At 30.7% G+C, this 13,087-nt stretch carries 13 protein-coding genes; 1 reads left to right on the top strand and 12 read right to left on the bottom strand.

The window, feature by feature from the left end; genetic code table 11:
* Positions 1-3 precede the first annotated feature (3 nt).
* Complete coding sequence (locus ACUXZJ_RS09415) at positions 4-237, top strand: hypothetical protein (protein ID WP_446194804.1); 234 nt, start codon at positions 4-6, stop codon at positions 235-237.
* Between the two features lie 211 nt (positions 238-448).
* Here the strand turns inward: ACUXZJ_RS09415 and ACUXZJ_RS09420 are convergent, their stop codons facing one another.
* From ACUXZJ_RS09420 to ACUXZJ_RS09475, 12 genes are all read right to left on the bottom strand, one after another.
* Positions 449-772, bottom strand: a complete 324-nt coding sequence (locus ACUXZJ_RS09420) for a hypothetical protein (RefSeq protein ID WP_060381892.1) — start codon at positions 770-772, stop codon at positions 449-451.
* A gap of 1 nt (position 773) precedes the next feature.
* Positions 774-1,337: a hypothetical protein gene (locus ACUXZJ_RS09425; protein WP_060381893.1), complete on the bottom strand. Its 564-nt coding sequence runs from the start codon at positions 1,335-1,337 to the stop codon at positions 774-776.
* Between the two features lie 117 nt (positions 1,338-1,454).
* Complete coding sequence (locus ACUXZJ_RS09430) at positions 1,455-2,249, bottom strand: Fic family protein (RefSeq protein ID WP_060381894.1); 795 nt, start codon at positions 2,247-2,249, stop codon at positions 1,455-1,457.
* Positions 2,250-2,255: 6 nt separating this feature from the next.
* On the bottom strand, positions 2,256-2,468 hold the full coding sequence (locus ACUXZJ_RS09435; protein ID WP_060381895.1) for a hypothetical protein: 213 nt from the start codon (positions 2,466-2,468) through the stop codon (positions 2,256-2,258).
* A 300-nt stretch (positions 2,469-2,768) separates the two neighbouring features.
* The gene (locus ACUXZJ_RS09440) at positions 2,769-4,541 is read right to left on the bottom strand and encodes an ATP-binding protein (protein WP_063744046.1); all 1,773 of its coding nucleotides are present in this window, start codon (positions 4,539-4,541) and stop codon (positions 2,769-2,771) included.
* Positions 4,541-5,692: a hypothetical protein gene (locus tag ACUXZJ_RS09445; protein WP_063744044.1), complete on the bottom strand. Its 1,152-nt coding sequence runs from the start codon at positions 5,690-5,692 to the stop codon at positions 4,541-4,543. The genes ACUXZJ_RS09440 and ACUXZJ_RS09445 overlap by 1 nt, the downstream gene beginning before the upstream one ends.
* A 214-nt stretch (positions 5,693-5,906) precedes the next feature.
* Complete coding sequence (locus ACUXZJ_RS09450) at positions 5,907-6,689, bottom strand: hypothetical protein (protein ID WP_081248777.1); 783 nt, start codon at positions 6,687-6,689, stop codon at positions 5,907-5,909.
* A 168-nt stretch (positions 6,690-6,857) separates the two neighbouring features.
* Positions 6,858-7,625 carry a HincII family type II restriction endonuclease gene (locus ACUXZJ_RS09455; RefSeq protein ID WP_446194805.1) on the bottom strand — a complete coding sequence of 256 codons (768 nt, stop codon included), beginning with the start codon at positions 7,623-7,625 and terminating at the stop codon, positions 6,858-6,860.
* Positions 7,622-9,223, bottom strand: coding sequence for an HsdM family class I SAM-dependent methyltransferase (locus tag ACUXZJ_RS09460; RefSeq protein ID WP_446194806.1), 1,602 nt, complete (start codon positions 9,221-9,223; stop codon positions 7,622-7,624). Before ACUXZJ_RS09460 ends, ACUXZJ_RS09455 begins: the two co-directional genes overlap by 4 nt.
* A 247-nt stretch (positions 9,224-9,470) precedes the next feature.
* On the bottom strand, positions 9,471-10,253 hold the full coding sequence (locus tag ACUXZJ_RS09465; protein WP_081248777.1) for a hypothetical protein: 783 nt from the start codon (positions 10,251-10,253) through the stop codon (positions 9,471-9,473).
* Between the two features lie 557 nt (positions 10,254-10,810).
* The gene (locus tag ACUXZJ_RS09470) at positions 10,811-11,512 is read right to left on the bottom strand and encodes a hypothetical protein (protein WP_446194807.1); all 702 of its coding nucleotides are present in this window, start codon (positions 11,510-11,512) and stop codon (positions 10,811-10,813) included.
* Between the two features lie 331 nt (positions 11,513-11,843).
* A complete protein-coding gene (locus ACUXZJ_RS09475; protein ID WP_446194809.1) occupies positions 11,844-13,079 on the bottom strand; it encodes a TCR/Tet family MFS transporter in 1,236 nt (411 codons plus the stop codon).
* Positions 13,080-13,087 lie beyond the last annotated feature (8 nt).

Here is a 13,087-nt window from a genome sequence, read left to right on the forward strand (position 1 = left end):
AATTTGATAGGATTAGAAAAAGTAAACGGTGAACATAGCTTGATTATGCTAGTGTACAACATCAAGCGTACCATAAATATTCTTGGAGTCCCTGATTTAATAGCAAAAATCAAAGCTTGGAACTCACCTTACAAGACAAAGGACTTGTTTTTGATAAAAACGACTTATTTAAACCTGTTTATAGGCTTTATATTTTTTGAAACACCTCAAAATAAGTTCAAAAATAGCATTGTTTAAAACAAAGTTATGTCAGTTTGGTGGGATGAATTGTATTCAAAAAAGAGGTTTTTTCACGGCCTGACGTTTCACGGCTTTAAGAAGTGGCGATGAACCAAGACCAAGCCTTCACAAATATAAACAAAACTTTAAATTAATAACCTTTCCAATTTCTGATAAATCCCAAGCCTCGCCATTTCTTGAAACCGCTGTTAGCGGTAGTTTTTTCTCTTTAATAGTTCTTAAAAACTTTATTTTCAGTGTTATTCAAAATAATTGAATATTCTCCTTTGTATATTGAATTTGGAAAATTGTTTTTCAACTGTTTTTTTATATTTAAGTCATTAATTTCATGCAAAGCTATTTTAACATTATGACCTTTACCTGGAATTATCATTACTAAATTAAGTATATTATTTTTATTGTTAATAGTTTCGTCAATCAAAAATCTACGAATTTCATTTCTTAACAAGTCAATATTCTGTTTTAGAATCGTTTCAGAAATACTATTTTTTCTAATTTTTCCAATTCTTACTAAATCAAATTTTACTTCCATTTTATTTTCTGAATTTGTTAATTATTTCATTAAAATTTAAACCAATTCCCGCAATATTAGGTTTCAATTCAAGATTGTCAATATCTAAAATCTTATTCCAAAAACTATCATTTTCGCCTAAATTTAATTTTCGTTCTTTTTTTAAACTTCTTTTTATTTTATCAAGTTTAGCTTTGTATTCAGGCGTATAATTAGGTTTTTTTAAAAAGTTGGTTTCAAAATTTTCCATATTTTCTGTAAATTTAAAAGGATTTTCTTCCATAAATTTTTTACAGACTTCCATATGAAGCCATATTGATAAATTATGCAATCTCGATTGATAACCTGTTAATTTAATCTCGCCATTTTCAAGTATCAAATCACCGTTTTCAATTAATAAATCATTTTCTCCTTTTCTATCAATATCTTTAATTAAATAAAAAATGTCTTTGTAGAGAATTTCAATAAAGTTTTCATTTTCACTCCTTATTGGTTCAAGAATTTTTTCAATGAATTCGTCAATTGATTTTTTATCAGTATTTCTGATTTCTTCAATTATCGCTAAATAATCTTCTCTTTTTAACATCTTCAAATATTAAATTTTATTGTTAAACGTCTCGTTTTTAGTAAAATTACCGCTGTTGTAGGTAGTTGTTATTGGGACTTTTGTGATTTTTTTAATAAGTCGGCATAAATTTAAATATCAACTATTAATTCTTTTCTGAAGATACATTGTCATTCCTTTTGCAAAATATTCAACTAATAAATCATCATTTTTATTTTGCTCACATTTTACAATTGTTGAGATATATTCTATTTGTTCATCTTGGGTTGTGACTTCTGGAAATATTGGTGGGCAATTATTAGTCATTAAAACTGCTCCTATGATAATTCGGCATACACGACCGTTTCCATCGGCAAATGGATGTATGTCATTTAAAAATTTATTGTGAAAGAAAGCAATCCTTGTCAATAAATGTTTTTCTATTACTGTGTTGTCAATATCATTTAGTCTATCGTTAAATATATCAACCCAAGAAGCCATTATAAATTCTAAATTAAAATGAGGAGCATATTCTTTATTGTCAAAAAAGGGTTGTCTAGATCCAATCGTTGGGACATTTCTGTAATTTCCAACAAGTTCTGGTTTAAAATCGGTTTCCCATGCTAATGGAGAACTCATTAAGCACGAATGAACATTTTTGATTATTTCTTCAGTTAACTTGAAATTTTCTAAATTTTCAAGAAGATTTTTTAAAACAGATTGATGTTCTGAGATACCAAGTAAAGAATCAAGATTGATACCTCGTACAGTTTCGTTATTTAAAAAACGAATTGTGTCGCCATATTGAAGTTTTGAATCCTCAACTCTAGCTGAATAAAAAGAATAATCATTTATTAGTGAATCTCTAAACTCAGAAGACCATTCATTTCTAGGAAATTTATCTTGGAATCTTAAAAGGACTTTATTAAATTCTAATAAATAGTCTGGAAGCATTGACTATTACCCGCTATATTTATTAAACATAAAGCGAGTCCACTTTTTAATATCATGAGGATATGCAAATAAAGTATCGTCTTTTTTTAAAAAAGTCTTTCCAAAAAAGAAAAGTTGAAAGTCTTTTTTAAAGGTACTAGGAATCCCATCAACTGCAATAAGTTCTTTTGTAGTTGATAAATTTTTTAAAATTATTATGTCTTGTCTTGTAACTAACATATTGCAAATGTACTAAATACTTCTGATTTTTCAACATTCATAATTGAATTTTTTAATGATAAAATAATCAAAAGTTTTTCAAATATTCTACAAATTTTATTCCAAAGCATAATTTTAAGTTGTTTTTCTTTCAACGCGTGGTTCTCTACAATTACCTACAACGGTTTGCAGCTTGGCGAAGTGGCGGAAATCGAAGCACAAATGTTCCGTTTTGCACAAAAGTTCAATCGAAGAACTTCCGTTGAATTTAGCACTAAACCCGCCATTTTGCCAAACTGCTGTTGTGCGTTCGTTCTTCTTTTATGTCGTCCATTTTGTCGTTATAGTTTTGAAGTCAACTTTGTCAAACCATTCATTTTTCCACTTTTCAAGGTACGGAATGTCATTGGAAGATGGTTCGTGTTCGCATCTGTCAATTTTTACAATTGAGGGCATTACTGTTGCCTCACCGATTAACAAAGCTTCACCTGATTGCAAAGATGGAAGTATATCTGTCACTGAACCAAGTGTGTCAGGCAACAAACGTTTTACATAATTTTGGTCATCTGGATTTGTGAGCCTCATTGCTATAAAGTTATTGCATTGAGAAAATATAGTCTCAGATAATTCACTTGGTCGTTGACTTATTATAGCTAAGGAAATTCCATATTTTCTTCCTTCTTTAGCAATTCTTTCAATTGAAGCTCGTGAAGATTTAAACCTCGCAAGGTCGCTTTTAGGGACATACTTATGTGCTTCTTCATAAACTAATAAGAGTGGCATATCGTTGTCTCCATTCTGTTTTTTGTAGTAATATGAATAGTCAAATAGTAAACGAGAAATTAACGAAACGGTAATGCTTAAAACTTCAAATGGAACACCACTTAGGTCAATAATTGTAACATTTGATTTTGCGTTTTTTCGCTCACCTTCTTTGTAACCATATCCAAGAAACTGTTGAAGTGTTTCCTCAAAAGTAATTTTCTTACTTTTTGTGCCAAACAAAAATTGTTGTAAACGAGGTGTATTGACTTTTGCTGACAACCGAGAAATAAACTTGTCAATTTTGCCATCTGCGAATATTCCGTTAGAAATTCCGTGGCCTGCTGCTGCACTTGCCCTTCTCGTTGCTGCAAAATCATAAACTGCTTTAAAATAATGTTCGTGTTTTTCTTTTTCTGAAGTAAATATTTTATGACTTGGTGAAATTTGAATATCCAGTTCATTGTCACTGTTAACAGTTTCTCGTTTAAGGTTATTGAAGCAGTTGAGTACCTCATTAATGTCAAATTTCAACGGGCTATCAAAATAAACCCTGTCAACACCTGGATTATTATATTCCTTATTCTCTGTAATAATTGCTCTTAGTATTGAAGATTGATTGTAGTTGTTGTTATCTCCAGATTCCAAGAAAAGTTCTTCAAGTTCGTCTGCATTTAATAACCAATATGGGAGAACTAAGTCGTCAATACTAATAATATTTGCTTCAGGAAATGCAGTAGAATATTCAGAATGAATATCAAATATTACAATGTGCGAATTGTTTAATCCTTTAAAATTTGATTTTTTTTCTATGGTTGCATTTTGCAAAACCTTTGCTGTCGTATGAGATTTTCCTGAGCCTGTTGAACCAACAATAGCAAAATGCTTATTGAAAAATTTATTTCCATTTACTGGAACTTCAATTCTTTCCTTTGGGGATTGAGCCAATGAAGCAAAACAAAACCTTTCATATTTGCTTTCTTTACTACCACTTGAATATATCGCCTTTATATCCTCTGTTGATGCCTTTGTTGCTTCTTTAGGGGGCAATGCGATAGAATCACCTCCTCGCCTAAAATTTCCATCTTCGATTGTTCCAAGTGGATTGGCTTCAATTAAGTATTTTCTATCCCCATTGTCCGCTACTTCAATAAGAAAACTCTCAATAATTGCGATTAGCTTAATTGATGAGTTTTCATTGTCTGCTATCTGAATGTAAGACCCAACTTTTAGTTGTTCTGCTCCTCTAAAAGCATTTAAGTCATCAACTTTAATTTTTACTTTGTTTGGTAGGACAGCGATTACCTCTCCATTTGCATTTGTTTCAGCCATTAGATTATGTTTTTAATGTCTTCAATTTCTTTGATTTCTATTTCAATATGTTTTCCAGTGAACAAAATGGTAGCTGGGCTATCAATGTAAAATTGATAGACTTCACCGGTTCTATTCAGGTTGTTCAATATATCTTCAAGGTCTTGTTGCTTGTTTATAAATTTAAAAAACAATTTGTTTGTGAATGTGGGTCGTATATTTATGCTATCAATGTTGAAATTTGCATTCATAAAATCGTATCCATCTTTAATCACATAGCCATCATTTTGCAATTCGGTTTTTAGTTTTACCAAATCACTTTCTTGTATCCCGTTGAAGTATACATAAGGAACAAATCGGTCAGTATCGGGAATAGTCTTTGTTTTGTTTTTGCTCCATTTGTTTTTTATCAGAAGAACTAACTCCTTCAATAGTTTAACTTCAACTGTAGGTTTAACTTCAATTATAAATATTCTTTCAAGGGGTTCTGTATTTAGTGAGGTTTTAAAAAACAATCTATTCAGGTGTTTTAATTGTTTTTCCTTCGCAACTATTTCAATATATGCAGATTTAAAGATTAGCTTTTTACCATTAGAAATTAATTTGTCAATCTCACTTTTTGATGTTTTCCTTTTTGAATTTACAGAGGGTGGGTTATTAGTAACAATATCCAATAAATGACTTGAAATTACTGAATAATATATTTCTGCTTCTTTATCTGTTTTAGAGTATGCAGCCTTTATCTTTTGAATAACAGCTTTGTATTGGTTCTCAAAATCTTCTGCATAAATTAAAGTGAAACGACTAATGAAATCAGCTTTGTCCGTAGCGGTGTATTTCTTGATTTTTCCTAGTATTGCGTCAAGTTCTGCAACTGATAGTGTTTTCTTCGATGGCGAAATTCCTTTAAAGTAAATAAACAGAATGAAATATTTAGTCTTGTTTTTTAAATACTGTTCAAAGAGTTGAACTAATGGCTTTTTTATTTTTTGTTTTTGTTGTGCAGGAGTGTAGTCGGTATTATGATATTTTACTTGAACCAAATAGTCGTCAAAGCCATAGTCTTGGAGTTGTTCAATTTCAATAGTCTTGTTCGAATTGTTGAATATTTCCAATATAGTCCTGTCGAACTGGAATTTATATCCTCTAAGTGCTATGTATGCTCCGTCCATTCGTTAAATATTTTAGTCTATAGTTTCATTTTTAGCACTGTCGGTTGATGTTTGCACTGTCGCCATAGAATGACGCACAACGTTCCGGCGCTTGGCGAGGTTGCGAACTTCGGAACCTATTATTTTCTATCAAAGATAAAATTTCTTGCGAGAATTAAACGTGTATTTACTACAAAATTCGCAATCTTGCCAAACGCCTGTTGTGCGTAGTTTTTTATATTTTTTTTCTATAAAAATGCTTATAGAATCCATTTTCTCTAATTGAATCTAGTTCTTCTTTTAAAGTTTTATTTCCATACTCCTCTGATTCTATTCCTCTTAAAGTTATAATCGTAGGAATTGAACCAGTAGACATTCTTATATTTTTAGGTAATTTTTCTCCATTTTTGCTTAAATGTATAAAAGTTGCTTTCTCTAAAAATTCTTTACTAGTATCGTTTAACTCTTTTAAACTTGTTCTAATAAATGTTAGTACATATTGACCATATTCAATTGCTTCGTCTGAAGAAGGAATATATCCTTTATGAATAACATTATTTCTGAAAGAAGATTTTTTTTCATCCCAATTTGTAGGATTACCTTCTTGTAGTCTTATTATAAAGTAAGCACCAAGCTGTCTTTCGGATTGATTCGACATCTGTTTCCAGATTTTTGTAAAATCTTCTAATGTTACTGAATTTTTAAGTGAATTCACAAGAATATAATATTCTATAAATCTTTCTAAAGCACCAGAATAACTTGAAACAGCTTCTTTAGTGTATCCATCATTTAGAGCCATAGAAGCTAAATCGAATAAGATTTGAAATTTTTGTTCTTGAAGTTGAGTATAACTTTTGTGTCCTTCAGAACAAATAAATAGATGGATATTCTCATTATCTAACTCAACTTCATAATCAACTTTTGAATTTAATTTTTTTTCGAGTTCATCGTATGCTTCTTTAGATTGATCAGTCTTTGCAAAGCATTCCCAGCAGAATGATGAAATAGCTATTTTCATATTTTAGATTTTTCGATGAAATTACGCACAACGTTTCGTGGCTTGCCGAAGGTGGGGGATTAGAAGCACGAAGTTTCAATTTAGCACAAATGCTTATTAGAAGCACAAATGTTGAATGAAGCACTTCAGCCCCACTTTTGGCAAACCCTTGTTATGTGCCGTTTTTCGTTAGTCAATATATTTTTCAAATGGTTTTGCGTACTTTTCAATCATATATTCCGAACGCCTGTAAACTTGTGCTACAAAATGTTTTAAGTAAGTTTTTGCCCACTCTTCAATCGTGCCTTTAAAGTCTTGGTCTAAATTGCATACGTGAAATTGAATTTGCATAGCAGCAGCCCAATTGATATACAAATTTTCTGGGATTGACTTAAATAGACTTACAAAATGTGCATCTTTGCACACCAATTTATCATCTTCTAAAAGCCAATCTACTTCAAAATAGTTAATTGAAAGGTTATCAAACTCTTTGTTGTCTAACATAATAGCACAAAGTTGGGCTAATTTGAACGCTGAAATAATATTTGGTGCTTGTGCTGTTTTTGATAAATTTCTTGTCTTTATGTCAATTACTTCATAAAAATCGTCTTTTACAACGAGAATATCAGCCGTATCATCTTGTTTTTCATCAAATGGATTTTCTAACGACCACTTTTTTGTCGCCTCTTTTCCTCTGCTCAACAAAAACAGAACGCTTGGTGAGTTAAACAAGGCTTGTCTTGCTTCAACGCCTATGATTTCAGCGTTTTTACTATATAAATCGTTTAAATATTCGTATTGTCTAAATGTATTATCGGGTAATTGCTTTTTTATTTCACTATAAACGTGTTTGTCAAAAGGTTCACCTGCCGAATGTCCTGATAAAGTTCCTGAAAGTGGTTTTTGTACATAAGTTCCCTTTACGTTTTTGATTAATTCTGTATAATTTACGTTCATCGTGTTATGTTAAATAATTTGTTAAATGATTGATTTATCAATTCAAGAAAAGACTTGTCTTGATTTTTTAGATAATTTTTGGTTTGTTCTGAAATTGAATTGTGTAATTCCACTTCTTTTTCATTTGTCCAATCAATCACTCTAAAAGGAATACTTGATATTGGTTTTTCAGAAAACTCTACAATATTACCTTTTACTATACCATTACATTTTAGCCAATCAAAAACAATTGGATTGTTTAGGTACCCTAAAATATATTCAATACTTTCTTTTGTATTAGGTTTTCTAAATATTGCAGTTACATCTTGTGTCGGAAAAACGCCTTCATCTACCAAAGAAAAACGAAAATAATCTTTATTAGAAATTCGCTCTTTACAAGGAACAAAAATTCGTTTTTCTTCTTTTTTGAATAAATTGAAATTCCGTAAAAAAACCCATTCCCAATAATTTATATTTCTATTATATTGGTATCTTTTGTCTAAATCCGATTTGTATTTTTGAAAATGATTATAAAAATTAGGATACGTTTGTTTAAAATCTTCTTCTTCTAATCCTTCGTTTATGTAAATGTATTTTGTTATACTGTCTATTACAAAAGGCTTCAAATCTTTTGCTTTAACTACATTAATTGTAGCGTTGAGTTCATTTTCTGTTAAAACGTGTCCATTTACTTGAAATGCCTTGTCCAAACCACTAACCAAGCCATTGCCAATATCACAAAATTCTCCGATAGTATGAAACTCTTGTTTGTTGTCATCAAACAAATTAAGTAATGTGTTTTGATTTTTCTTTAAGCAGTTAGTTTCTAAAATTTGTAATTCCTCACGTACTTCATCTGATTGTAAAAGCCATCTTTCATTTGTTTTGAATTGGGTTACTTTTAAATACTCTGCATCTTTCAATTCAACTTGAAATTTCAGTTTTTGAAGCGTTTCATTTGTCAGTTTTTGGTTTGCATAAAATTTAGCCACTTTAATTTTGTTCGATTTATGTTTGCTTTTGACAAACTTAAAAATCACAATAGAAACGGTTACTTTATCAAAAATTGGTGTTTCATTGAAGTGATAAATTTCTTCAAAATAGCCATTTTGAACCATATAATTTCTTAATGAAATGGAATGAGTAGTATTCATCCAATATTCAGGACAAATAAAAATAAGTTGTCCGTTGTCATTAAGTAACTCGATAGATTTTAGAATGAAAATATATAGATAGTCGCAAAGTGAGTTAAAATATTTATTCCAAATTGGATTATTAGAAAGTTCTTGTTTTAGTTCATCTTCAAGATTTTTCCAACGGATATAAGGCGGATTACCAATAATTAAATCGAACTTTTCGTCAATTTTTGCAGATATAAAACTCTCATATCTTACACAATCAAATTCTTGTGCTAATTCTTGGTCTATCTCAAATGCTGTTAAATCATTAAATCCTTTTTGTTTTAATAGGTCTAAAAATACGCCTTCTCCACAAGAAGGTTCTAAAATTTTTGATTTTTGTGAAATGTTAGCCATTTCAATCATAAAATCAGCAACTACTTTTGGTGTAAAGTATTGTCCAAATTTATTTTTTGTACTTTGTTTTACGGCTAATTCCATTCAAATATTTTTTTATGCAAAGTTACAATTTTTAGTTGTTGTTCTGGTCTTGAAAATTCAGTTTTTTGTCTAATTGTTTGTCGTCTGTACGGTCTTCTTAAAATGGCACATAACGTTCCGGCGCTTGGCGAGGTTGCGAACTTCGGAACCTATTATTTTCTATCAAAGATAAAATTTCTTGCGAGAATTAAACGTGTATTTACTACAAAATTCGCAATCTTGCCAAACGCCTGTTGTGCGTAGTTTTTTATATTTTTTTTCTATAAAAATGCTTATAGAATCCATTTTCTCTAATTGAATCTAGTTCTTCTTTTAAAGTTTTATTTCCATACTCCTCTGATTCTATTCCTCTTAAAGTTATAATCGTAGGAATTGAACCAGTAGACATTCTTATATTTTTAGGTAATTTTTCTCCATTTTTGCTTAAATGTATAAAAGTTGCTTTCTCTAAAAATTCTTTACTAGTATCGTTTAACTCTTTTAAACTTGTTCTAATAAATGTTAGTACATATTGACCATATTCAATTGCTTCGTCTGAAGAAGGAATATATCCTTTATGAATAACATTATTTCTGAAAGAAGATTTTTTTTCATCCCAATTTGTAGGATTACCTTCTTGTAGTCTTATTATAAAGTAAGCACCAAGCTGTCTTTCGGATTGATTCGACATCTGTTTCCAGATTTTTGTAAAATCTTCTAATGTTACTGAATTTTTAAGTGAATTCACAAGAATATAATATTCTATAAATCTTTCTAAAGCACCAGAATAACTTGAAACAGCTTCTTTAGTGTATCCATCATTTAGAGCCATAGAAGCTAAATCGAATAAGATTTGAAATTTTTGTTCTTGAAGTTGAGTATAACTTTTGTGTCCTTCAGAACAAATAAATAGATGGATATTCTCATTATCTAACTCAACTTCATAATCAACTTTTGAATTTAATTTTTTTTCGAGTTCATCGTATGCTTCTTTAGATTGATCAGTCTTTGCAAAGCATTCCCAGCAGAATGATGAAATAGCTATTTTCATATTTTAGATTTTTCGATGAAATTACGCACAACGTCCCAGCGCTTTGCGAGGTTGCGGGCTTTTAGCACTAAAGTTTCTGATAATTACTAAACTTTGTATTAGCACTTTAGTTTCTAAAAAAGCCCAAAACCCGCAATCTTGCAAAACGCTTGTTGCACGATGCCTTAATTCTCGATAATTCGTTTTTTTCGATAATAGAAATATTGCAAAAAGCAGAATAAACCTATCAAAATGTTAAATAAAATAATCTTGGGTGAATAAATTTTTAAATAAAAAATGTTTAAAATATTAAATACTGATATTGCTAAAACTGGTAATATCATAAAATCCTCAATGTTTTTAAACTTTAAATTTATTGGATAAATTATAAGTCCAAAAATGAGAGATAAAATAGAAAGCATATACTTTTGAAAAAGTGTAAAATAGTTTAAGAAATAATCTATAAATAAAATGATAAAAACTAAAGACAGTAAAACTAGGATGATTTTTTTTGTCATAATATAAAATTTAAAAACCATCAGTAAAATTAATTTACTGATGGTTTTGTTAGAAAAAAATTAATCAAAAGCAGCAGAAAGTAAAGCTCCTTGAACAATAGACCAAACTGGACCACCGTATAAACCTAATATTCCGCCAACAGCATCAGCAGCATATGGTTGCCAACGTGCAGTTGTATTATTTGGATTCCAAAACTTATTGGAATTTTCATAAACGTTTGTATAAACTGCAAAATATTGTTTTTCTTTTGCAGTATAAACACTTGATAATAACAATTCATCTGTTTTAGTTTTCATTTCAGGAATACTTAATGTTGACAAATTATTAATTTCATCTTTTGCTCCTAATGAGATTTCATTTTTGGAAACTAAAAAGTTAAGAGCATCTTCTTGAAGTTGTTCAACATTTTCCACTTTTGACAAAGTTGAATTTTGAGCTTTCTGAAAAAATTTAATTTGATATAAATTATTCGTAGCATTTGAAATGTCCACATCTGAAACTCTACTATCAAAATTTGAATTTTGAAGTGTTAAAATGATTTCCTCTTTAGAACCTTTTACTTTACCATTGTCTTTTAAAGATTGTAATGCTTTATTATGTAAATCTCCAATTTCAGCTGACGTAAAGTTGCCTATTTTAACTGTCTTATAATTTAAGTTTTCAGTTTGTGGTTCTGTTGTGACTTCATCTTGATTACTACAAGAATAAAGAACTCCTAATGATAATGAAAGAACGATGAACGATTTAATTGTTTTAATCATATTTATAAATTTATTTAATTTTGCCTACTATCATTTTCGGGTTTCTGTTCGGCTTCTTTTCCCCGCTACACGCTACATTATACCTTGTTAGATTCTAATCGTTTCTTCAATTTCCTTGCTTAGTTCAGTTTTCTGTCTGCAAGCGATTTTCCGACAACGTTGGTCAAAGGTTTCGTGCAACGGGTTGCGGCTAAAAGAAGTGGCGGCTTTGGAACACTAAACTGTCTAAACGCACAATGTTTATTAGTTGCACAACTGTTTATATTCGCACTTCGCCCGCCATTTTTTTTAGGTGCTGTTAGCGGTTCGTTGTTTTCTGTCTATATGGTCATTACTTGTCCACCGATTTTATCAGTCTATTTGATTTTTTAAAACTTTTAAGAAACAAAATTAAACTAATTAATGTCAATATTGAAGCAATTAAAAAAGGAATTCCTGGAAAATAAATCTCGGATTGTTTTCCCGTAAAGTAAGAAAAACTGCTTGTCATTAACGGTGGTGCAATCAGAGTTGTCAAGCCCATTAAACTGCCTAAAGCACCTTGAAGTTCACCTTGTTCGTTGTCGGGCATTGCAGAAGACATAATACTTTGAACGGCTGTGCCTTGAATTCCACCAACTATGAAAAGTAATAAAGCGGTAAAGAGCAACCATTGCCACGGTGTAAAAGCAAACAGAAAAAAGCCCGTCATCATAAGTACAAATCCTAATACTGCCATTCGTTTGTCGCCCAATTTTTTTGCCAAAATACTGACTAACCATAACTGAACGATAATTGATAGAATGCCTATAAATGCTAATGAGTAGCCAACAAGAGAGGTGCTCCACTTAAATTTTTCAATGGTGAAAAATGCCCAAACACTTTCCATACTGTGATTAGCGATGGAAACAAAAATCATTGATAGCACTAAAGTTTTTATCAATGGGAATTTCTGTAAGTGTTTGAGGGAACCAAATGGATTAGCTCTTTTCCATTCAAATTTCCTGCGGTTATTTGCTTTTAACGATTCCGGGAAAAAGTAATAGCCGAAAATAAAATTGATAAAACTTAAAATAGCAGCAACAATAAAGGGTGTATGAGTTCCGAATTGTCCCAATGTTCCGCCAATTATGGGTCCAATTATAAACCCCAAACCAAAGCCTGCGTTTATAAGTCCGAAATTTTTAGTTCTATTATCGTCTGTGCTAATGTCGGCAACACAAGCAGATGCAACGGAATAGCTTGCTCCTGTTATACCTGCAATTGTCCGCCCAACAAAAAGCCACAAAATACTTGGTGCAAAAGCAAGAAAAATGCAGTCGATGCTAAACCCAAACAATGAGCTTAAAAGTACTGGTCGCCTGCCATATTGGTCGCTTAAATTCCCTAAAACTGGTGCAAAAACAAATTGCATAATTGCATAAGCAAATGAGAGCCAGCCTCCGTATTTGGCGGCTGTGCTGATGTCTGAATGAAGTAGATTAATTAGTAGTTGTGGTAGAACTGGAAAAATTAGTCCAAAACCTGCGGTGTCAATTACGACAACTATTAATACAAATATGAGTGTTGATTTATGATTTGATTTCATTTTTATGA

Source organism: Flavobacterium sp. TN-1, assembly GCF_052828645.1.

Bases quoted from the DNA above. Each gene is read 5' to 3' on its own strand.
- ACUXZJ_RS09420 (WP_060381892.1), bottom strand. From the start codon at position 772: ATGGAAGTAAAATTTGATTTAGTAAGAATTGGAAAAATTAGAAAAAAT.
- ACUXZJ_RS09425 (WP_060381893.1), bottom strand. From the start codon at position 1,337: ATGTTAAAAAGAGAAGATTATTTAGCGATAATTGAAGAAATCAGAAAT.
- ACUXZJ_RS09430 (WP_060381894.1), bottom strand. From the start codon at position 2,249: ATGCTTCCAGACTATTTATTAGAATTTAATAAAGTCCTTTTAAGATTC.
- ACUXZJ_RS09435 (WP_060381895.1), bottom strand. From the start codon at position 2,468: ATGTTAGTTACAAGACAAGACATAATAATTTTAAAAAATTTATCAACT.
- ACUXZJ_RS09440 (WP_063744046.1), bottom strand. From the start codon at position 4,541: ATGGCTGAAACAAATGCAAATGGAGAGGTAATCGCTGTCCTACCAAAC.
- ACUXZJ_RS09445 (WP_063744044.1), bottom strand. From the start codon at position 5,692: ATGGACGGAGCATACATAGCACTTAGAGGATATAAATTCCAGTTCGAC.
- ACUXZJ_RS09450 (WP_081248777.1), bottom strand. From the start codon at position 6,689: ATGAAAATAGCTATTTCATCATTCTGCTGGGAATGCTTTGCAAAGACT.
- ACUXZJ_RS09455 (WP_446194805.1), bottom strand. From the start codon at position 7,625: ATGAACGTAAATTATACAGAATTAATCAAAAACGTAAAGGGAACTTAT.
- ACUXZJ_RS09460 (WP_446194806.1), bottom strand. From the start codon at position 9,223: ATGGAATTAGCCGTAAAACAAAGTACAAAAAATAAATTTGGACAATAC.
- ACUXZJ_RS09465 (WP_081248777.1), bottom strand. From the start codon at position 10,253: ATGAAAATAGCTATTTCATCATTCTGCTGGGAATGCTTTGCAAAGACT.
- ACUXZJ_RS09470 (WP_446194807.1), bottom strand. From the start codon at position 11,512: ATGATTAAAACAATTAAATCGTTCATCGTTCTTTCATTATCATTAGGA.
- ACUXZJ_RS09475 (WP_446194809.1), bottom strand. From the start codon at position 13,079: ATGAAATCAAATCATAAATCAACACTCATATTTGTATTAATAGTTGTC.